General features: G+C 62.5%; 14 protein-coding genes and 3 tRNA genes. 1 reads left to right on the top strand and 16 read right to left on the bottom strand.

Annotation, left to right across the window (positions count from 1 at the left end; translation table 11 throughout):
- Positions 1-69: 69 nt before the first annotated feature.
- From rpoC to tuf, 13 genes are all read right to left on the bottom strand, one after another.
- Positions 70-4,266 (bottom strand): DNA-directed RNA polymerase subunit beta', encoded by a 4,197-nt coding sequence (gene rpoC / locus D3227_RS16875; RefSeq protein WP_120015348.1) that lies wholly within the window; start codon positions 4,264-4,266, stop codon positions 70-72.
- Between the two features lie 130 nt (positions 4,267-4,396).
- A complete protein-coding gene (gene rpoB, locus D3227_RS16870) occupies positions 4,397-8,533 on the bottom strand; it encodes a DNA-directed RNA polymerase subunit beta (protein ID WP_120015225.1) in 4,137 nt (1,378 codons plus the stop codon).
- 252 nt (positions 8,534-8,785) lie between these two features.
- Positions 8,786-9,163, bottom strand: a complete 378-nt coding sequence (rplL, locus tag D3227_RS16865) for a 50S ribosomal protein L7/L12 (protein ID WP_015317993.1) — start codon at positions 9,161-9,163, stop codon at positions 8,786-8,788.
- A 54-nt stretch (positions 9,164-9,217) separates the two neighbouring features.
- Positions 9,218-9,736, bottom strand: coding sequence for a 50S ribosomal protein L10 (gene rplJ, locus D3227_RS16860; protein ID WP_120015224.1), 519 nt, complete (start codon positions 9,734-9,736; stop codon positions 9,218-9,220).
- 394 nt (positions 9,737-10,130) lie between these two features.
- Entirely contained in the window at positions 10,131-10,829 is a 699-nt protein-coding gene (rplA, locus tag D3227_RS16855) for a 50S ribosomal protein L1 (protein ID WP_120015223.1), read from the bottom strand.
- A 4-nt stretch (positions 10,830-10,833) separates the two neighbouring features.
- Positions 10,834-11,262 carry a 50S ribosomal protein L11 gene (gene rplK, locus D3227_RS16850; protein WP_006202140.1) on the bottom strand — a complete coding sequence of 143 codons (429 nt, stop codon included), beginning with the start codon at positions 11,260-11,262 and terminating at the stop codon, positions 10,834-10,836.
- A 171-nt stretch (positions 11,263-11,433) separates the two neighbouring features.
- The gene (gene nusG / locus D3227_RS16845) at positions 11,434-11,961 is read right to left on the bottom strand and encodes a transcription termination/antitermination protein NusG (protein ID WP_006333333.1); all 528 of its coding nucleotides are present in this window, start codon (positions 11,959-11,961) and stop codon (positions 11,434-11,436) included.
- 27 nt (positions 11,962-11,988) lie between these two features.
- Positions 11,989-12,192, bottom strand: a complete 204-nt coding sequence (gene secE / locus D3227_RS16840) for a preprotein translocase subunit SecE (RefSeq protein ID WP_120015222.1) — start codon at positions 12,190-12,192, stop codon at positions 11,989-11,991.
- 375 nt (positions 12,193-12,567) lie between these two features.
- Positions 12,568-12,643: transfer RNA gene (locus D3227_RS16835), tRNA-Trp, on the bottom strand.
- A 35-nt stretch (positions 12,644-12,678) separates the two neighbouring features.
- The gene (locus tag D3227_RS16830) at positions 12,679-13,194 is read right to left on the bottom strand and encodes a metal-dependent hydrolase (RefSeq protein ID WP_342634001.1); all 516 of its coding nucleotides are present in this window, start codon (positions 13,192-13,194) and stop codon (positions 12,679-12,681) included.
- A 98-nt stretch (positions 13,195-13,292) separates the two neighbouring features.
- Complete coding sequence (locus D3227_RS16825) at positions 13,293-13,775, bottom strand: group II truncated hemoglobin (protein WP_120015220.1); 483 nt, start codon at positions 13,773-13,775, stop codon at positions 13,293-13,295.
- Positions 13,776-13,868: 93 nt separating this feature from the next.
- On the bottom strand, positions 13,869-15,410 hold the full coding sequence (locus D3227_RS16820; RefSeq protein ID WP_245451780.1) for a COG3904 family protein: 1,542 nt from the start codon (positions 15,408-15,410) through the stop codon (positions 13,869-13,871).
- 297 nt (positions 15,411-15,707) lie between these two features.
- Positions 15,708-16,883 carry an elongation factor Tu gene (gene tuf / locus D3227_RS16815; protein ID WP_120015218.1) on the bottom strand — a complete coding sequence of 392 codons (1,176 nt, stop codon included), beginning with the start codon at positions 16,881-16,883 and terminating at the stop codon, positions 15,708-15,710.
- A gap of 284 nt (positions 16,884-17,167) precedes the next feature.
- Here tuf and D3227_RS16810 point away from each other — a divergent pair, with 284 nt between their 5' ends.
- Positions 17,168-18,055 carry a DMT family transporter gene (locus D3227_RS16810; RefSeq protein WP_120015217.1) on the top strand — a complete coding sequence of 296 codons (888 nt, stop codon included), beginning with the start codon at positions 17,168-17,170 and terminating at the stop codon, positions 18,053-18,055.
- 48 nt (positions 18,056-18,103) lie between these two features.
- On the opposite strand, the gene D3227_RS16805 is transcribed toward D3227_RS16810, so the two are convergent.
- The 3 genes from D3227_RS16805 to D3227_RS16795 form a co-directional block, all read right to left on the bottom strand.
- On the bottom strand, positions 18,104-18,928 hold the full coding sequence (locus D3227_RS16805) for a sulfotransferase family 2 domain-containing protein (protein ID WP_167480730.1): 825 nt from the start codon (positions 18,926-18,928) through the stop codon (positions 18,104-18,106).
- A gap of 105 nt (positions 18,929-19,033) precedes the next feature.
- Positions 19,034-19,107: transfer RNA gene (locus tag D3227_RS16800), tRNA-Gly, on the bottom strand.
- A 27-nt stretch (positions 19,108-19,134) separates the two neighbouring features.
- Positions 19,135-19,219 (bottom strand) — tRNA-Tyr (locus D3227_RS16795).
- Between the last annotated feature and the right edge of the window lie 169 nt (positions 19,220-19,388).

Genomic DNA, 19,388 nt, shown 5'->3' with positions numbered 1-19,388 from the left:
GGATGTGGAAACCAAAACGCGAAAAAGGGGCCGCTTTGGCCCCTTTTCCGTCTTCTCTTCTTTCCGCGCTTACTGCGCGGCGGTAACCATGTCGGTCAGCATCGGCTCGGCGACCTCGACACCCGAGGCCTTGCGGCGCTCGTCGATGATGAGCTCGTCGCGCGAGGTGGCGATGCGCCGGATCTGGCTCATCGTGCCACCGGTGCCGGCCGGGATCAGCCGACCGACGATGACGTTTTCCTTCAGGCCCTGCAGCATGTCGGTCTTGCCGGCAACCGCCGCTTCGGTGAGCACCCTCGTCGTCTCCTGGAAGGAGGCAGCCGAGATGAAGGACGGCGTCTGCAGCGAGGCCTTGGTGATGCCGAGCAGCACAGGCTGGCCTTCGGCCGGCTTCTTGCCGTCCTCGATCAGCCGCTCGTTGACCTCTTCCAGCTCGATCACGTCGACGTGGTCGCCCGGAATGTAGGTCGAGTCGCCCTGAGTCGTGATCTCGACCTTCTGCAGCATCTGGCGAACGATCACCTCGATGTGCTTGTCGTTGATCGACACGCCCTGCAGGCGGTAGACCTCCTGGATCTCGTTGACGAGGTAAGACGCAAGCGCCTCCACGCCCTTGATCGCCAGGATGTCGTGCGGCGCCGGATTGCCGTCGAGGATGTAGTCGCCCTTCTCGATGACGTCGCCGTCCTGAAGATGGAACGGCTTGCCCTTCGGGATCAGGTACTCGACCGGCTCAAGCGTCGAGTCATGCGGCTCGATGATGATGCGGCGCTTGTTTTTGTAGTCGCGGCCGAAGCGGACCGTACCGTCGATCTCGGCGATGATGGCGTGGTCCTTCGGACGGCGTGCCTCGAACAATTCGGCAACACGCGGCAGACCGCCGGTGATGTCCTTGGTCTTGGCACTTTCCATCGGGATACGCGCCAGCACGTCGCCGGGTCGGACATGCGCGCCCGGCTCGACCGAAAGGATCGCCTCGACCGAGAGCAGGAAGCGGGCGTCGCCGCCCTTCGACAGCTTGCCGACCTTGCCCTTGGCGTCATGCACGACGATCGCCGGCTTGAGGTCGTTGCCGCGTGGCGTCGAGCGCCAGTCGATGACCTCGCGCTTGGTGATGCCGGTCGACTCGTCGGCCGTTTCCTGGACGGAAATGCCGTCGACCAGATCCTCGAACTGCACCTTGCCCTCGATTTCGGTGAGGATCGGGCGGGTATAAGGATCCCACTCGGCGATACGCTGGCCGCGCTTCACCTTGTCGCCATCGTCCACGAAGATGCGCGAACCGTAGGTGACCCGGTGCGTGGCGCGCTCCTTGCCGGCTTCGTCGAGGATCAGCACCGCCATGTTGCGGCCCATGACCATCTGCTGGCCGTCGGAGTTGCGCACCACGTTGCGGTTGCGGATCTCGACCTTGCCCTCATACGAGGCTTCAAGGAACGAGCTATCCACCACCTGCGCGGTACCGCCCATGTGGAAGGTACGCATGGTGAGCTGGGTACCCGGCTCGCCGATCGACTGCGCCGCGATGACGCCGACGGCTTCGCCCTGGTTGACCGGGGTGCCGCGGGCAAGATCGCGTCCGTAGCAGACCGCGCAGACGCCGATCCTGACCTCGCAGGTCAGTGCCGAACGGATGCGGACCGACTGCACGCCGGCCTTTTCGATCTGTTCCACGTCACGCTCGTCCATCAGCGTTCCGGCCTTGACCAGAACCTCGCCCGACACCGGATGGGTGATGTCGTCGAGTGCCGTACGGCCCAGCACGCGCTGGCCGACAGAAGCCACAACCTGGCCGGCATCGACGATCGGCTGCATGGTGAGGCCCTTGTCGGTGCCGCAGTCGACCGAATTGACGATGCAGTCCTGCGCCACGTCGACCAGACGACGGGTGAGGTAACCCGAGTTCGCCGTCTTCAAGGCGGTGTCGGCCAGACCCTTGCGGGCGCCGTGGGTCGAGTTGAAGTACTCGAGCACGGTAAGGCCTTCCTTGAAGTTCGAGATGATCGGCGTCTCGATGATTTCGCCCGACGGCTTGGCCATCAGGCCGCGCATGCCGGCGAGCTGTCGCATCTGCGTGGGCGAACCACGCGCACCCGAATGCGACATCATGTAGATCGAGTTCATCGGCTTCTGACGGCCATTGTCCTCGAACTCGACCGCCTTGATGCGGGCCATCATTTCGTCGGCGACCTTTTCCGAGCACTTGGCCCAAGCGTCGACGACCTTGTTGTACTTCTCGCCCTGCGTGATCAGGCCGTCATTGTACTGCTGTTCGTACTCCTTGGCCAAAGCCTCGGTGTCGGACACCAGCTTGATCTTGGCGTCCGGGATCAGCATGTCGTCCTTGCCGAACGAAATGCCGGCGCGGCAGGCGTGGCTGAAGCCGAGGGCCATGATGCGGTCGCAGAAAATGACCGTCTCCTTCTGACCGCAATGGCGGTAGACGGTGTCGATCATCTTGGAGATGTTCTTCTTGGTCATCTCCTGGTTGGCTGTCTCGTAAGGCACGTTGACGTTCTTCGGCAGAAGCTCGCCGATGATCATGCGGCCAGGCGTGGTGTCGTGGATCTTCGACACGACCTTGCCTTCGGCGTCGACCGTGCGGAAGCGACCCTTGATCTTGGCGTGCAGCGTCACCGCTTTGGTTTCCAGAGCGTGCTGGAGTTCGCCCATGTCGGCAAACACCATGCCCTCGCCCGGCTCGTTCTGGTTCACGATCGAGAGGTAGTAGAGACCGAGAACCATGTCCTGCGACGGCACGATGATCGGCGCGCCGGAAGCCGGGTGCAGGATGTTGTTGGTCGACATCATCAGCACGCGGGCTTCAAGCTGCGCTTCCAGTGACAGCGGCACGTGAACGGCCATCTGGTCGCCGTCGAAGTCGGCGTTGAAGGCCGTGCAGACCAGCGGATGCAGCTGGATCGCCTTGCCTTCGATCAGGATCGGCTCGAACGCCTGGATGCCGAGGCGGTGCAGCGTCGGGGCGCGGTTCAGCAGCACCGGATGCTCGCGGATGACCTCGTCGAGGATATCCCAGACCTCCGGACGCTCCTTCTCGACCAGCTTCTTGGCCTGCTTGACGGTCGAGGAGAAACCCTTGGCGTCAAGGCGGGCGTAGATGAACGGCTTGAACAGTTCGAGCGCCATCTTCTTCGGCAGGCCGCACTGGTGCAGCTTGAGCTCCGGACCGGTCACGATGACCGAGCGGCCCGAATAGTCGACGCGCTTGCCGAGCAGGTTCTGGCGGAACCGGCCCTGCTTGCCCTTCAGCATGTCGGACAGCGACTTCAGCGGCCGCTTGTTGGCGCCGGTGATGACGCGGCCGCGGCGGCCGTTGTCGAACAGCGCGTCGACGGCTTCCTGCAGCATGCGCTTTTCATTGCGCACGATGATGCCGGGCGCACGCAGCTCGATCAGCCGCTTCAGGCGGTTGTTGCGGTTGATGACGCGGCGATAGAGGTCGTTGAGGTCGGACGTGGCGAAGCGTCCGCCGTCCAGCGGGACGAGCGGGCGCAGGTCCGGCGGGATCACCGGAACCACCTTCATGATCATCCATTCCGGACGGTTGCCGGACTCCATGAAGTTCTCGACGACCTTGAGCCGCTTCAGATACTTCTTCTGCTTGAGCTCGGAGGTGGTCGAAGCCAGCTCCGAACGCAGGTCACCGGCGATCTTCTCCAGGTCCATGCCGGCGAGAAGGTCATGAATGGCCTCGGCGCCGATCATGGCGGTGAACGAATCCTCGCCATATTCGTCAACGGCGATCATGTACTCTTCTTCGCTGAGCAGCTGGTGCTCCTTCAGCGCGGTGAGGCCTGGCTCGGTGACGATGTAGTTCTCGAAGTAGAGGACGCGCTCGATGTCCTTCAGGGTCATGTCGAGCAGCGTGCCGATGCGCGACGGCAGCGACTTCAGGAACCAGATATGGGCGACGGGCGCGGCGAGCTCGATATGGCCCATGCGCTCGCGACGAACGCGCGACAGCGTGACTTCGACGCCGCACTTCTCACAGATGACGCCCTTGTACTTCATGCGCTTGTACTTGCCGCACAGGCACTCGTAGTCCTTGATCGGGCCAAAGATGCGCGCGCAGAACAGGCCGTCGCGCTCCGGCTTGAAGGTGCGGTAGTTGATGGTCTCCGGCTTCTTGATCTCGCCGAACGACCAGGACAGAATCTTCTCAGGGCTGGCGAGCGAAATCCGGATGGAATCGAACACCTGCGCCGGCGCCTGGGGATTGAAGAGATTCATGACCTCTTGGTTCATGCCGTTCTCCTTTTCGGGGTCCTCGAAAACCCCTTGCATCTAGCGCGGGCCGAATGCCCGCTGAGTGGTCGGCCCACCGGCCGAAGAATTCGATAGGCGCGCCGCAGGTTTCCGCGGCACGCCATTTGCCTTACTCGGCCGCGTCGGGCAGCCGGACATGGTTGTCGTCGAGCTTGGTGTTTTCCAGCTCGACATTGAGGCCGAGAGACCGCATTTCCTTGACGAGAACGTTGAAGCTCTCGGGAATGCCGGCCTCGAACGTGTCGTCGCCTCTGACGATCGCCTCGTAGACCTTGGTACGGCCGGCGACGTCGTCAGACTTCACCGTCAGCATCTCCTGCAGCGTGTAGGCGGCGCCGTATGCTTCGAGCGCCCAGACCTCCATTTCGCCGAAGCGCTGGCCGCCGAACTGCGCCTTGCCGCCCAGCGGCTGCTGCGTGACGAGCGAGTACGGTCCGATCGAACGCGCGTGGATCTTGTCGTCCACCAGGTGGTGAAGCTTGAGCATGTAGATGTAGCCCATCGTCACCTTGCGATCGAACGGCTCGCCGGTACGTCCGTCATAGAGCTGCGACTGGCCGCTGGTGTGCAGGCCCGCCTGCTCCAGCATGACGTTGATGTCGGCCTCATGCGCGCCATCGAACACCGGCGTCGCGATGGAGACGCCGCGGCGCATCTGCTCGCTGAGGCGAACAACGCTCTCGTCGTCATACTCGCGGACCGGCTCGTTGCGGTCATTGGCCGGCATGAAGCTCTCGAGCGTCTTGCGCAGCGGCTTGATGTCACCGCCCGCCTTGTACGCGTCGATCAGCTCGCCGATCTTCTTGCCCATGCCGGCGCAAGCCCAGCCCAGATGCGTTTCCAGGATCTGGCCGACATTCATGCGGCTCGGCACACCCAGCGGGTTGAGCACGATATCGGCATGCGTGCCGTCCTCGAGGAACGGCATGTCCTCGACCGGAACGATCCGCGACACGACACCCTTGTTGCCGTGCCGGCCGGCCATCTTGTCGCCGGGCTGCATCTTGCGCTTCACGGCCACGAAGACCTTGACCATCTTCATCACGCCCGGAGGCATTTCGTCACCGCGCTGCACCTTCTCGACCTTGTCCATGAAGCGCTGCTCGAGCGCCTTCTTGGAATCGTCGTACTGGCCGCGCAGCGCTTCCAGTTCGCTCTGGAGCTTTTCGTTCTCCACCGCGAACTGCCACCACTGCGAACGCGGATACTCGTCGAGAGTATCCTTCGACAGCTTCGAGCCCTTCTTGAAGCCCTTCGGCCCGGCAATCGCATCCTTGCCGACAAGCATGTCAGACAGGCGCGAATAGACGTTGCGGTCGAGGATCGCCTGCTCGTCGTCGCGGTCCTTGGCCAGGCGCTCGATCTCCTCGCGCTCGATCGCCATGGCGCGTTCGTCCTTCTCCACGCCGTGGCGGTTGAAGACGCGAACTTCGACGACGGTGCCGAACGTGCCCGGAGGCATGCGCATGGAGGTGTCGCGAACGTCCGAGGCCTTCTCGCCGAAGATGGCGCGCAGCAGCTTTTCTTCCGGCGTCATCGGGCTTTCGCCCTTCGGCGTGATCTTGCCGACCAGGATGTCGCCCGGCTGCACTTCCGCGCCGATATAGACGATGCCGGCCTCGTCGAGGTTCTTCAGCGCTTCTTCCGAAACGTTCGGAATGTCGCGCGTGATTTCCTCCGGCCCGAGCTTGGTGTCGCGCGCCATGACCTCGAACTCCTCGATGTGGATCGAGGTGAAGACGTCGTCGGCCACGATGCGCTCGGAGAGCAGGATCGAGTCCTCGTAGTTGTAGCCGTTCCACGGCATGAACGCGACCAGCACGTTGCGGCCGAGCGCCAGATCGCCGAGCTCGGTCGACGGACCGTCGGCGATGATGTCGCCCTTGTTGACGCGGTCGCCCATGCGCACCAGCGGACGCTGGTTGATGCAGGTGTTCTGGTTCGAACGCTGGAACTTCATCAGCCGGTAGATGTCGACGCCGGACTTGCCGGGATCGAGATCTTCCGTGGCGCGGATGACGATACGCGTCGCGTCCACCTGGTCGACGATGCCGCCGCGGCGAGCGCCGATGGCGGCGCCTGAGTCACGGGCAACGATCGGCTCCATGCCGGTGCCGACGAACGGCGCTTCGGCGCGCACCAGCGGCACGGCCTGACGCTGCATGTTCGAGCCCATCAGCGCGCGGTTGGCGTCGTCGTTCTCGAGGAACGGGATCAGGGCCGCGGCCACAGAAACCATCTGCTTCGGCGACACGTCCATCAGGTCGACGTTTTCGCGCGGCGCCATCATCACTTCGCCGGCGTTACGGCAAATGACGAACTCGTCGACGAAACCGCCATTCTTGTCGAGCTCGGCATTAGCCTGCGCGACATGGTGCTTGGCCTCTTCCATCGCCGACAGATAGACGACCTCGTTGGTCAGCTTGCCGCTGACGATCTTGCGGTACGGGCTCTCGATGAAGCCGTACTTGTTGACGCGCGCGAAGGTCGCCAGCGAATTGATCAGACCGATATTCGGGCCTTCCGGCGTCTCGATCGGGCAGATGCGGCCGTAATGCGTCGGGTGCACATCGCGCACCTCGAAGCCGGCGCGCTCGCGGGTCAGACCGCCCGGTCCAAGCGCCGAGAGACGACGCTTGTGGGTGATCTCCGACAGCGGGTTGGTCTGGTCCATGAACTGCGACAGCTGCGAGGAACCGAAGAACTCGCGCACGGCAGCAGCCGCCGGCTTGGCGTTGATCAGGTCCTGCGGCATCACCGTGTCGATTTCGATCGAGGACATGCGTTCCTTGATCGCGCGCTCCATGCGCAGCAGGCCGACGCGGTACTGGTTCTCCATCAGCTCGCCTACCGAGCGCACGCGGCGGTTGCCGAGATTGTCGATGTCGTCGATCTCGCCCTTGCCGTCGCGCAGTTCGACCAGCGTCCTGACCACGGCCAGGATGTCGTCCTTGCGCAGCACGCGCACGGTGTCCTCGGCCTTGAGCTCGAGGCGCATGTTCATCTTGACGCGGCCGACGGCCGACAGGTCGTAGCGCTCGCTGTCGAAGAACAGCGAGTTGAACATTGCTTCGGCGGTCTCGAGCGTCGGCGGCTCGCCCGGGCGCATGACACGGTAGATGTCGAACAGCGCGTCCTGGCGGCTCTCGTTCTTGTCGACGTTGAGCGTGTTGCGGATATAGGCGCCGACATTGACGTGGTCGATGTCGAGAACCTGGATCTCATGCTCGCCGGTGCCGAGCAGCACCTTCAGCGTCTTCTCGTCGATCTCGTCGCCGGCTTCGAGGAAGATCTCGCCGGTGCCGTAGTTGACGATGTCCTCGGCCAGATAATTGCCAAGCAGGTCCTCGTCGGTCGCCTTGATCGCCTTCAGACCCTTTTCGCCGAGCTGGCGGGCCTGGCGGGCGGTGATCTTCTTGCCTTGCTCGACGACGATCTCGCCGGTGTCGGCATCGACCAGGTCGCCGACGGCCTTGAGGCCGCGGAAACGCTCGACGTTGAACGGAATGCGCCAGTGGTCGCCGGCGCGCTTGTAGGTGATCTTGTTGTAGAAGGTCGACAGGATCTCTTCGCCGTCCATGCCGAGCGCCATCAGCAGCGACGTCACCGGGATCTTGCGGCGGCGGTCGATACGGGCGTGCACGACGTCCTTGCTGTCGAACTCGATGTCGAGCCACGAGCCGCGATAGGGGATGACGCGCGCGGCAAACAGAAGCTTGCCCGACGAGTGCGACTTGCCCTTGTCATGGTCGAAGAAGACGCCCGGCGAACGGTGCATCTGCGAGACGATGACGCGCTCGGTGCCGTTTACGATGAAGGTGCCGTTCAAGGTCATGAGCGGCATGTCGCCCATGTAGACGTCCTGCTCCTTGATGTCCTTGATCGACTTCGCGCCGGTATCTTCGTCGATATCGAACACGATGAGGCGCAGCGTCACCTTCAGCGGCGCGGCATAGGTCAGGTCGCGCTGACGGCATTCGTCAACGTCGAATTTCGGTCCTTCGAACTCGTACTTCACGAACTCCAGCATCGAGGAGCCGGAAAAATCGGAAATCGGGAAGACCGACTTGAAAACGGCCTGCAGTCCCTCGTCCGGACGCCCGCCCTTGGGTTCGTCCACCATCAGGAACTGGTCATAGGATGCCTTTTGAACCTCGATCAGGTTCGGCATCTCCGCAACTTCCGGGATCTTTCCGAAGAACTTGCGTACGCGTCTGCGGCCATTGAAAGTCTGGGTCTGGGCCATCGTCGCTCCTTAGCTCTAAACTCGGGACGAGCCTCGCCGCGGCTCGCCTTGCATTCCGGACCGCCTTGGCGGCAGCCCCTGTCTGTTATCCCGCCACCTGTCGGCGGCCGGGCTAGAACGGGAGAAAACCCGTTTCCTGAAGGCCGGTTTCGGCCCTCAGGAAAGAGGTTCTCATACGTCTCGCGTTACGCAGCCTCCCTTCACGCCAAGGGAGTGGCGGACGGCGCGAGGCCGCCCGCCGGTATTCAACGCTTACTTCAGGTCGACCTTGGCGCCGGCTGCTTCCAGCTGGGCCTTGAACTTGTCAGCGTCGGCCTTGGAAACGCCTTCCTTGACCGGCTTCGGAGCCGCCTCGACCAGGTCCTTGGCTTCCTTGAGGCCAAGACCGGTGATGGCGCGGACTTCCTTGATGACGTTGATCTTCTGGGCGCCTGCCTCGGTGAGGACGACGTCGAATTCCGTCTTTTCCTCGACCGGAGCAGCAGCGGCGGCAGCACCGCCGGCAGCGGCAACCGCAACCGGAGCGGCAGCCGAAACGCCCCACTTTTCTTCGAGAAGTTTCGACAGCTCGGCCGCCTCGAGGACGGTCAGCTTCGAAAGGTCGTCTACGATCTTTGCGAGATCAGCCATTTGAATATTCCTTCATAAGGTTCGAACGTGTGTTTGTGATAGCGAGGAACGGCCTCATGCCGCCTCGTCCTTCCGGGCGTAAGCGTCGATGACGCGCGCGACCGAAGCCGCTGGCGCATTGACGATCTGGGCGATCCGGGTTGCCGGCGTGGCGATCATGCCAACCAGCCTGGCGCGCAGCTCGTCGAGCGACGGAAGTGTGGCGAGTGCCTTCACACCGTCGGCGTTGAGCGAGGTGGTGCCCATTGCGCCGCCGAGAATGATCAACTTGTCATTCCCCTTGGCGAAATCGGACGCGACCTTCGGCGCCGCAATCGGATCCTCCGAATAGGCGATCAGCGTCTGTCCCTTGAACAGGTCGATGATCGATGCGGAGTCCGTGCCCTGAAGAGCGATTTTGGCGAGACGGTTCTTCGCGACTTTGACGGTGCCACCGGCAGCGCGCATTTTCGACCGAAGGTCGTTCATTTGCGCGACGGTGATACCGGCGTAGTGGGCCACGACGACTGAACCAGCGCTCGTAAACGCATCATTCAGGCCCGTGACGAGTTCGCGTTTTTCCGCTCTGTCCACTGCCTATCTCCAGTTGACCCCAATCCTGTTAACGGGAACATTCCCATTCACGAGGACAGGCGTCGGGTTGCCTTTTGCCGGCCGGGCCATCCAGTAACGGATCTCCCGAACGACGCTCGAGGATCCTGCCCCCTTTCGCCACACCAACCGGCAAGCCGGGCGATGCGCAGACAAAAGGCAAACACGGTTCGAACCTTTCATTGGAGCAATCGCTCCGTTGTCGGGTCTTCACCCGTCTCATGCAGGCCCACATGAATTAAGGCTTTTGGGCCGCCTGCAATCTCGGACAGGATGTCCGGAAGCCTCTCGACTTCCGGTACCGGGCCACCGACAGGTCGGAGGCCCGGAATTCACTTGCGGATCAGCCGTTTAGCGGCAGATCCAAATGTTCGTATCAGGACGCTGCGAGCGTCGAGACGTCGAGCTTGAGGCCCGGGCCCATCGTCGAGGTGACCGACACCTTCTTGACGTAGTTGCCCTTGGCGCCAGTCGGCTTGGCCTTGGTCACCGCATCGGCGAAGGCCCGCACATTCTCTTCCAGCGCCTTGACGTCGAACGAGACCTTGCCGACGCCGGCCTGGACGATACCGGCCTTCTCGACGCGGAACTCGACCGCGCCACCCTTCGACGCCTTGACGGCGGCGGCGACATCGGTGGTCACGGTGCCGACCTTCGGGTTCGGCATCATGCCGCGCGGGCCGAGCACCTTACCCAGACGACCGACCAGCGGCATCATATCCGGCGTGGCGATGCAGCGATCGAAGTCGATCGTGCCCTTCTGGACGATCTCGACCAGATCCTCGGCGCCAACGATATCGGCGCCGGCGGCCTTGGCTTCCTCGGCCTTGTCGCCACGTGCGAACACGGCGACGCGGACCGAGCGGCCGGTGCCGTTCGGCAAATTGACCACGCCACGGACCATCTGGTCGGCATGGCGCGGATCGACGCCGAGGTTCATCGCGACCTCGATGGTCTCGTCGAACTTGACCGAAGAACGGTCCTTGAGCAGCTTCAGCGCTTCACCCAGGGCGTAGGCCTTGTTGGGGTCGATGCCTTCGCGGGTCTTCGATACACGCTTTGCAATCTTTGCCATGATCTCAGCCCACCACTTCCAGGCCCATCGAACGGGCGGAGCCTTCGACCATGCGCATGGCGGCTTCGACGTCGTTCGCGTTCAGGTCCTTCATCTTCTGCTCGGCGATGGCGCGCACCTTGTCGCGGCCGATCGTGCCGGCCTTGACCTTGCCCGGCTCCTTCGAGCCCGACTTGAGGTTCGCGGCCTTCTTCAGGAAGTAGCTCACCGGCGGCGTCTTCATCACGAAGGTGAACGACTTGTCCTGGTAGTAGGTGATGACCACCGGTATCGGTGATCCCTTTTCCATTTCCTGGGTCTGCGCGTTGAACGCCTTGCAGAACTCCATGATGTTGATGCCGCGCTGACCAAGCGCCGGGCCGATCGGGGGCGACGGCGTAGCCGAGCCCGCGGCAACCTGGAGCTTGAGCTGGCCTGCAACTTTCTTAGCCATCTCTCTTCCTGCCTTTTCTCATGCCGGCCCCACTATCGGGGAACACCGGCGGTTGCAGTCTGGTGGTGCGGTTCCCGCGGCCGGCTAAGCCACATTCGCCTCCCACCCGTTCATGGCCGCGCGAAATTCCGCGCCGCCTCCCCGCCGCCATCAGGCGCCAGGGATTTCGGATCAGCCCTTTTCGACCTGTCCGAATTCCAGATCGACAGGCACGGCGCGCCCGAAGATCGAAACTTCCACCTTGAGCCGCGCCCGCTCCTCGTCCACTTCCTGGACGAAACCGTTGAACGACGCGAACGGACCGTCCGAAACGCGGATCGCTTCGCCGATCTCGAAGGTGACCGACGGCTTCGGCCGCTCAACGCCTTCCTGCACTTGGTTCAGGATGCGCTGCGCCTCGGCCTCGGTGATCGGCACCGGCTTGGAGTCACCGAGGAAACCGGTGACCTTCGGCGTGTTCTTGACCAGCGAAAACACCGCGTCGGTCAAATTGGCCTTCAACAGCACATAGCCCGGAAAGAACTTGCGCTCGGCGTCGACCTTGCGGCCGCGGCGGATCTCGACGACCTTCTCGGTCGGCACCACGATCTGTTCGATATCCGCGGACAGGCCCTTCTGCTTGGCCTTGTTCTCAATGTCCTCGGCGACCTTCTTTTCAAAGTTCGAATAGGCGTGGACGATGTACCACCGCGCAGTCATTTCACGACTTCTCCGTAATCGCCGGACTTAACGTCCAAGCCCCAGAATCCACTCGATCGCGTAGCCCATGGCCACATCGGCGGTGAAGAAAAAGATCATCGCGATGACCGCGAACACCAGCACCATCACCGTCGAGATCATCGTCTCCCGCCGCGACGGCCAAGTCACCTTGGCGGTCTCGGCGCGAACCTGCTGGAGAAAGACGAAAGGATTTGTGGTTTTCGAAGCCATATGCCGCTCTGTCTTCAAGACCCGTTGGCCGGGTCTCCTGGATGATCCCGCAGGCCGGGACGTGCCGCCTGGGCTTCATGTCGGCGCCGAATCAGCGCAACCATTTCGCCCATGCAAATCGGACGCGTAAAGCCGGCTTCCCAGCTCCACGCGTCGCGTGTCTGTTTCGTCTACATAAAACCGATTCTTGATCCACGCAAGTGGCAAGTGTCCGCTTTATGGCCAAACGCCGCATCGGAACCATCCAGTCGTTCCGTCCCGGCTATGAGCGCCTTATGCCCCAATCGCGCTAATATGGCAAGCCTGTCGCCGGTTTTCAAATGCGAGGCGTGCCAAGACATCAAACAAGACATCGAATTTGGCCATTTCGGGAAATGGCACGGGCAGCAGGGCTCGAACCTACGACCTGCGGTTTTGGAGACCGCCGCTCTACCAACTGAGCTATGCCCGTATCGCGGGCTGCTATTTCACAAAGCGGATGAGAACTCAAGTGCCCTTTTGAGACGCGCCGACCCGAGGCGACGATCGCACCGACGCCAGGCATAAGGCCCACGCGCAAATGAGAAGTTCGAGCGCGAAAGTCAAGACGAAGCTCACGACCCAGTTGCCATACGCGGCCACGGTCACGAGTTCGAATGCGTGGCAATCAAATGGCATCAGCCACCGGATCGGCGACGCCACTGTGTCGAGGACCATGTGCAACATGGTGCCTGCAAAGAAGACGCCGATGAGTGGCAGATACGGCCAACCAAGCCATCTGGCCAGTGACAGGCTGAATATCCCGGTCGCTGCCCAGAACAATGGCCAATGCGTAATGTAGGCGTGGTGGTGCGTCCGTCTGCCATCGACGAGGTGGAAGTACAGCATGTCGATGTCGGGGATGACGCTGCCGATCATCGCGGCAATCATGATACCCGACGTCATACGCCAGCGTCGTTGCGCGAAGCGTCCCAGAATGTAACCAGACGGCAGATGGGCAAACAGCATCAAAGAGGTCGTCAACAGTTGCGGACGCCATGAACATCCCACCTCTTTGCGGCGTCACTTCTGCGGAAATTTGCAGGAATTCCGCACCTTCCGGGGCGGATCCGGTTTCCCGCTTAGTTTCCGGCCGGCGGCTTGTACGGCCCGCCGGGCACGCCCCAGCCCCAGGCAGGCATCGGCTCGGTCGCGGGATCGCAGGTCTCGCCGAGGTTGGAATTCATCTTCGCCAGCCGCGACCCCCATTCGACATAGCCCATGAAGGCTGACCGGAACTCAGGATCGTCCGGCAGGCCGACCTCGTCGGCGGCGTCGGCCAGCAGATTGATCCAGCGGCGGCGCTGCTCTTCGCTCAGATGCTTGCCAAGATGATGCATCACCATCTCGCGATGGCCGCCATGCTGTTCGCTGTAGGTCTTCGGGCCGCCGAAAACCTCGCCGATGAAGGCCGCGACATGGGCTGGATGGTCCGGCGACATGTGCTTGAACACCGGACCGACCACCGGATCCAACGCCACTTTGTCGTAGAAAGTCTGCGTCAGCCGGTTCAGCGCCTCAGCGCCGCCGGCCCATTCGAACAATGTCGGGATGTCCTTGCTCATATCGATCCTCGCCTCTCGATTGCTACGGTGACGATAGCGGCAATATCGAGCATGGCTCAACCTGCCTCGATGGCCAGTCCGGACACCGTCGCGCTACAGGCGGGTGGGTGCGTCGGCTTGTGCGTTGGGCGACGGCACCATGCGGCAGTTGTCAGGTTTCGGCGACGATTTGCAGACCGTGGCACCGGTTAGCGCGTCCACCGATTGGGGCTCAGTCGTCAGCCCGACCTTCAGCATCATCTCGGGTTCGAGCTGCCTGTGGCTTGAATGCAAAACGGACTGCATCGTCGAGAACAGACCGGAGCCGATCGCCATATCCTCAAGGTAGCCCTTGACCTTCTGCTCCAGCCCCAACGAATGCACGCTGAGCCGCGCCTGGGAACCGACAAGCCGTCTGACGCCACCGGCAAGCATGATCGCGCAGGCCGAATTGCACTCGCCTCCGGCGTCAATGGTCAGCCCGGCATGGACGCCGTCTTCGGCCGCACAATCCGCCTCTCCCGGTTCGCAGCCAACGAATTCGGTACGGGCAACGGCGACGTCGAGCTTTCGGTCGCGGATCAGCCGTCCTGCCGCCAGCGCGCCGAGCACGTCGCCTCCGGGCGAGCTGATCACCACGGGCAATCGCCGGTCGCCAAGCGTGTCGAGCAACTGGCGCAGCCTCTCCGACGTCCGGGCCGTAATCGTGCCTTCGGCCGAAATCCATTCCGGGCAGTCAGGGTCGCAAAGCAGATTGCTGCCACGAACCACGACAAAGCGCATATCCTCTTCGCGCTGCGCGATCTCGGGTTGGGCAGGCTCTGACTCGGCCGTCGGGGCTTCGACAGTCGGCATCGCGGGTTTGTTCGGTATCTCCCGGCAGTTCGCGGGCAGCGGATTCGCGCGGCATATGGGCCCGGCGGTGAACAGGTCGACGGAATCCAGGCTGGTGACGAGGTTCATCCGCAGCATATTTTCTGGGACCAACTGGTGGATGCCGCTGGTGGGCGTGTTCTTCATCGTCGTGAGCACGCCCTGGCCGACGCCCATCTCCTTAAGATAGGCCGCCAGCCTCTTCTCGACCGCCTTGCTCATCTCGTAGGTCTTGTAGCTGCCGGCGTTCTTTCGGCTGACGACCTTGGTGTTGATGACCTTGGTGTTGATGACCTTCTTCTTACCCTTCACCACGCGATAGGTGGTCCGGTAGAGCAATTTCGTCTTGACGTAGGTGGTCGTGATCTGGTGGACGCCGAGAAAGGCCCATTGCCCGACCACACGGCGGACCCCGCCGGAAAACATCAGCGGACAGGCGGAATTGCAAATGGAGCCGTCGGCATAGGCGGTGCCGAAATAGCGGGCGCCCTTGCCGTCATTGTCGGTGCAGTCCTTCTCATCCGGCAGGCAGCCCTCGAACCGGGTCTTGCCGACGGCGATATCGAGCTTGTTCTTGCGGATCAGCCGGCCAAGCGCCAGCGCCGCATCGACATTGCCGCCGGGAGAATCGACGATAACGGGCAGCTTGCGGCCGCCAAGCTTCTTAAGCGCGCGCTTGAGTAGCGCCGGCGTGCCGGCTTCGATCGTGCCTTCCGCCGAGATCCACTCGGGACAGGTCGGCTCGCAACCCGGCGCATTGCTGCGCGCGACAACAAACCGCATCGGCGGGCCAAGATCGGATTCTCTCGCATCCGCCGCTAACGCGGCATGCCCCATGACAAACAGAGACACCAGGCAAACCAGCCCCAGCGACCACCACGCCTGATTGTTCAAACGATGCCCTGGAACCACTGTGTCGGCAAGCTTCCCCAATGCAACCTATACTAGTTGCGGCAGCGGCGCTTGCAACAGCTTTGAAACAACACGGATAATCGGCGACCGGCCGGCGACACGTCGGTACAAAAAAGGGCGGCCCGAGGACCGCCCTTTCCTTGTCGATCCGGCTAGGGCCGGCGTCGATTATTCCTTGATGGTGACGACGATGCCGGCACCGACGGTGCGGCCGCCTTCACGGATGGCGAAGCGCAGCTTCTCTTCCATGGCGATCGGCACGATCAGCTCGACATCGACCGTGATGTTGTCGCCGGGCATCACCATTTCGGTGCCTTCCGGCAGCGACACGATGCCGGTCACGTCCGTCGTGCGGAAGTAGAACTGCGGACGGTAGTTGGTGAAGAACGGCGTGTGACGGCCACCCTCGTCCTTGGTCAGGATGTAGGCTTCGGCCACGAACTTCTTGTGCGGCTTCACCGTGCCCGGCTTGGCCAGGACCTGGCCGCGCTCGACGCCTTCACGATCAACGCCGCGCAGCAGCGCGCCGATGTTGTCGCCAGCCTGGCCCTGGTCGAGCAGCTTGCGGAACATCTCGACGCCCGTGCAGGTCGTCTTGGTGGTCGGACGGATGCCGACGATTTCCAGTTCCTCGCCGACCTTGACCACGCCGCGCTCGACGCGGCCGGTGACGACCGTGCCGCGGCCCGAGATCGAGAACACGTCTTCGATCGGCATCAGGAACGGCTTGTCCAGCGGACGAACCGGCGTCGGGATGTAGGCGTCGACCTGAGCCATCAGCTCGCGGATCGCGTCCTCGCCGATCTTCTTGTCCGAATCCTCCAGAGCAGCCAGCGCCGAACCCTTGACGATCGGAATGTCGTCGCCGGGGAATTCGTTCTTGGTCAAAAGCTCGCGAACCTCGAGCTCGACCAGTTCGAGCAGCTCGGCGTCGTCGACCTGGTCAACCTTGTTCAGGAACACAACGATCGACGGAACGCCGACCTGACGGGCAAGCAGGATGTGCTCGCGGGTCTGCGGCATCGGGCCGTCGGCAGCCGACACGACCAGGATCGCACCGTCCATCTGCGCGGCACCGGTGATCATGTTCTTCACATAGTCGGCGTGGCCGGGGCAATCGACGTGGGCATAGTGGCGGTTGGCCGTCTCGTATTCGACGTGCGCCGTCGAGATGGTGATGCCGCGAGCCTTTTCTTCCGGTGCTGCATCGATCTGGTCATAGCGCTTGTATTCGCCAAAATACTTCGTGATCGCCGCCGTCAGCGACGTCTTGCCATGATCGACGTGGCCGATCGTGCCGATGTTCACATGAGGCTTAGTGCGCTCGAATTTACCTTTTGCCATAGTCTCTTTCCTTGGACGGCCTGGACCTTCAGTTCAGTCGAATGCGGGGCGATTAGCGACTACGGCTGCAAAACACAAGTGCCTTGTGGCTGAGCGCTCTCTCACTCGGTCCGAACCTGCGATCCGATTTTCGGGGGATGTGGCGCGGATATAGGAACGCCAGCCGGGAAATGAAATAGGCAGGAGCCGAGCCCGCCAGCGGCGCAATCCCCCCTGCTCTTGCCGGATCTGCAGCGCCAGCCTGGCCCATTGCCGCCGCTGCATCGGTCTGATTTGGTCGATCGATGCAGTTCATACCCACAAACATCCGCGGCCCGCTGTTCATGGTCGTTTCGACCGGGTTCTACCTGGTCAATGACACGATGATGAAGCTCGCGACCTCAGGGCTGCCGTCCTACGAGGTGCTGCTTCTGCGCGGCGTCGCCGCTAGCCTGTGGGGAATGCCCCTGTTGCTGCTGCTTGGCTATGGCAAGCAGGTGCCGCTGATCCTCGACAGACGAGTGCTGCGCAGAAACCTTCTCGAACTGGCCGCGATCCTTTGCTACGTGGTGGCGCTGGCCAACATGCAGATCGCCGATTCCACCGCGCTCGGGCAGATCACCCCGCTGCTGATGCTGGTCGGCTCTTCGATCCTGTTCGGCGAACGGATCGGCGGCGCGCGCATGGCGCTGATCGGGCTCGGCTTCATCGGCGCGGTCATGGTGGCGCAGCCGACGATGCAGGGGATATCGGTCTACGCCTTGCTGGCGCTCGGCAATGCGGCACTGTCGGCCGCGCGCGATCTCGCCGGCCGCAAGATCGGGGCCGACGTGCCGGGGATGATCGTCGCCATGTCCGCGGTCCTTGTGGTGCTGGTCGGCGCCGGCGCAGCACATCTGGTTTCCGAGCCATGGGTGATGCCCGAAGCCCGTCACCTGACGCTGATCGCGGGGGCGGGTTTCTTCCTGATCTTCGGCCATTTCTTCATCTTCATGGCCTATCGCGTCGGGCCGACGAGCGCGGTCGCGCCGTTCTACTATTGCTTCACCGTCTGGGCGGTAATCTCCGGCCTGCTGGTCTTCGGGCAGTTTCCCAATGCTCTTGCCGTCAGCGGCATCCTGCTGGTGGTGGCAAGCGGTCTCGCCATCGTGTCGCTCGACGAGCGCAAGCGCCGGCTGACCGTCGTCGCCTGACGCACTACACCCACGGGCATACCCTCGGGCCTGACCCGCAGGTTCGCTTCAAAGATCCTGGAAACCCGCGACCGCATCCCGTTCGACCAGCGGGCGCTTGGACATGAAGTGCAAGAAGTTCCGCGGCGTCCTGGGGACAATGAGGCGACCGTCGCGCCAGACCGCCGGATCGCCGAAAACATGCAGCGTCGACGGCTCGCCGGCATCGCCTTCGGGAATGCCTCCCCATTTCCGTGCATCGTAATAATCGACCAGAAAGCCATAGTCGTAGCGACAGAACCGCATTGCCTTGGCGAGCGCCTCAGGCGACATGTCCGATGGCCCGAGCTTCGTGGCAGCCGCCTGCAGCCGGGGCAGATCCAGGGCCCGCCCGCCGAGCGAGGATAGAAACGCCCCGACCTCGTCCATGCGCTCGAACCGGAAGACCCGCTCGAACTGGAACAGGCTGCCGCCGGTGAAATAGCGCAACGATGCCACGTGGAAGCGGACCTCCCACGAAGACGCGCAGTATTTTTCGACGTTGAGGATGAAGGTATCGAGATCCGGATCGACCGGGATGCCGAAGCGTTCGAGCTTGTCTTTCTGCGCCGACGGTCTGGCCATCACCCGGGCATCGCGGATCCTGTTGGAATAGGCCGAAAGGAGCCGCTCCAGCGGATCGCGCACGATGGTGAACCGGCGCTTATGTGCGTCGCGAAGCGGGCGGAAGGGATCGACATGATTTGTCGGCAGATGGCTGTGAACTTCGTTATCCGGGTCGGGAAAATCGGTGTCCTTCCCGCCCAGCGCCATCAGCGCATATTTGACGCTGCTGCTGCCGCTTTTCGGGATGGGATAGTAGGTGACCGCAAGCTCTTTTGATTCAATCGCCATAGCCGTCCCTTGCATCTGGTTGCATCCAGCGCCCGACCCGAGGCCTGCAACAATACCGCCGCGGCGTGCAGCGCTTCGGTGTTCATGATCATGCCGTTGGAAATCTGGAGCGGGTAGCGGGAATCGAACCCGCATATTCAGCTTGGAAGGCTGCTGCTCTACCACTGAGCTATACCCGCATCGTCTCAAGGCTTACGGGCTGGCAGTGGTGGAGAGGGTTGGATTCGAACCAACGTAGGCTAAGCCAACGGATTTACAGTCCGTCCCCTTTAACCACTCGGGCACCTCTCCAGCCTGCCGTCGAAGCCTTGCAACGAGGCATTCTCGCCGATCAGGGTCGAAACCAAAGTTTGTCCGAAATCAGCGAAGCGCCTTATGGCGGCAAGGCCTTTGGGTGTCAACCGCAACCTCTCGGCAAAATGCGCTGAATTTGACAGCCTGCCTGGCAAGCCGGCTTTCT

Source organism: Mesorhizobium waimense, assembly GCF_003601975.1.
GTDB lineage: Bacteria > Pseudomonadota > Alphaproteobacteria > Rhizobiales > Rhizobiaceae > Mesorhizobium > Mesorhizobium waimense.
The sequence above is the reverse complement of the archived record's forward strand: the minus strand, read 5'-3'. Positions and strand labels throughout refer to the sequence as shown.

Bases quoted from the DNA above. Each gene is read 5' to 3' on its own strand.
- tuf (WP_120015218.1), bottom strand. From the start codon at position 16,883: ATGGCAAAAGGTAAATTCGAGCGCACTAAGCCTCATGTGAACATCGGC.
- rpoC (WP_120015348.1), bottom strand. From the start codon at position 4,266: ATGAACCAAGAGGTCATGAATCTCTTCAATCCCCAGGCGCCGGCGCAG.
- rplK (WP_006202140.1), bottom strand. From the start codon at position 11,262: ATGGCTAAGAAAGTTGCAGGCCAGCTCAAGCTCCAGGTTGCCGCGGGC.
- D3227_RS16810 (WP_120015217.1), top strand. From the start codon at position 17,168: ATGCAGTTCATACCCACAAACATCCGCGGCCCGCTGTTCATGGTCGTT.
- rplA (WP_120015223.1), bottom strand. From the start codon at position 10,829: ATGGCAAAGATTGCAAAGCGTGTATCGAAGACCCGCGAAGGCATCGAC.
- secE (WP_120015222.1), bottom strand. From the start codon at position 12,192: ATGGCTTCGAAAACCACAAATCCTTTCGTCTTTCTCCAGCAGGTTCGC.
- nusG (WP_006333333.1), bottom strand. From the start codon at position 11,961: ATGACTGCGCGGTGGTACATCGTCCACGCCTATTCGAACTTTGAAAAG.
- D3227_RS16825 (WP_120015220.1), bottom strand. From the start codon at position 13,775: ATGAGCAAGGACATCCCGACATTGTTCGAATGGGCCGGCGGCGCTGAG.
- D3227_RS16820 (WP_245451780.1), bottom strand. From the start codon at position 15,410: ATGCGGTTTGTTGTCGCGCGCAGCAATGCGCCGGGTTGCGAGCCGACC.
- D3227_RS16805 (WP_167480730.1), bottom strand. From the start codon at position 18,928: ATGGCGATTGAATCAAAAGAGCTTGCGGTCACCTACTATCCCATCCCG.
- rplL (WP_015317993.1), bottom strand. From the start codon at position 9,163: ATGGCTGATCTCGCAAAGATCGTAGACGACCTTTCGAAGCTGACCGTC.
- rpoB (WP_120015225.1), bottom strand. From the start codon at position 8,533: ATGGCCCAGACCCAGACTTTCAATGGCCGCAGACGCGTACGCAAGTTC.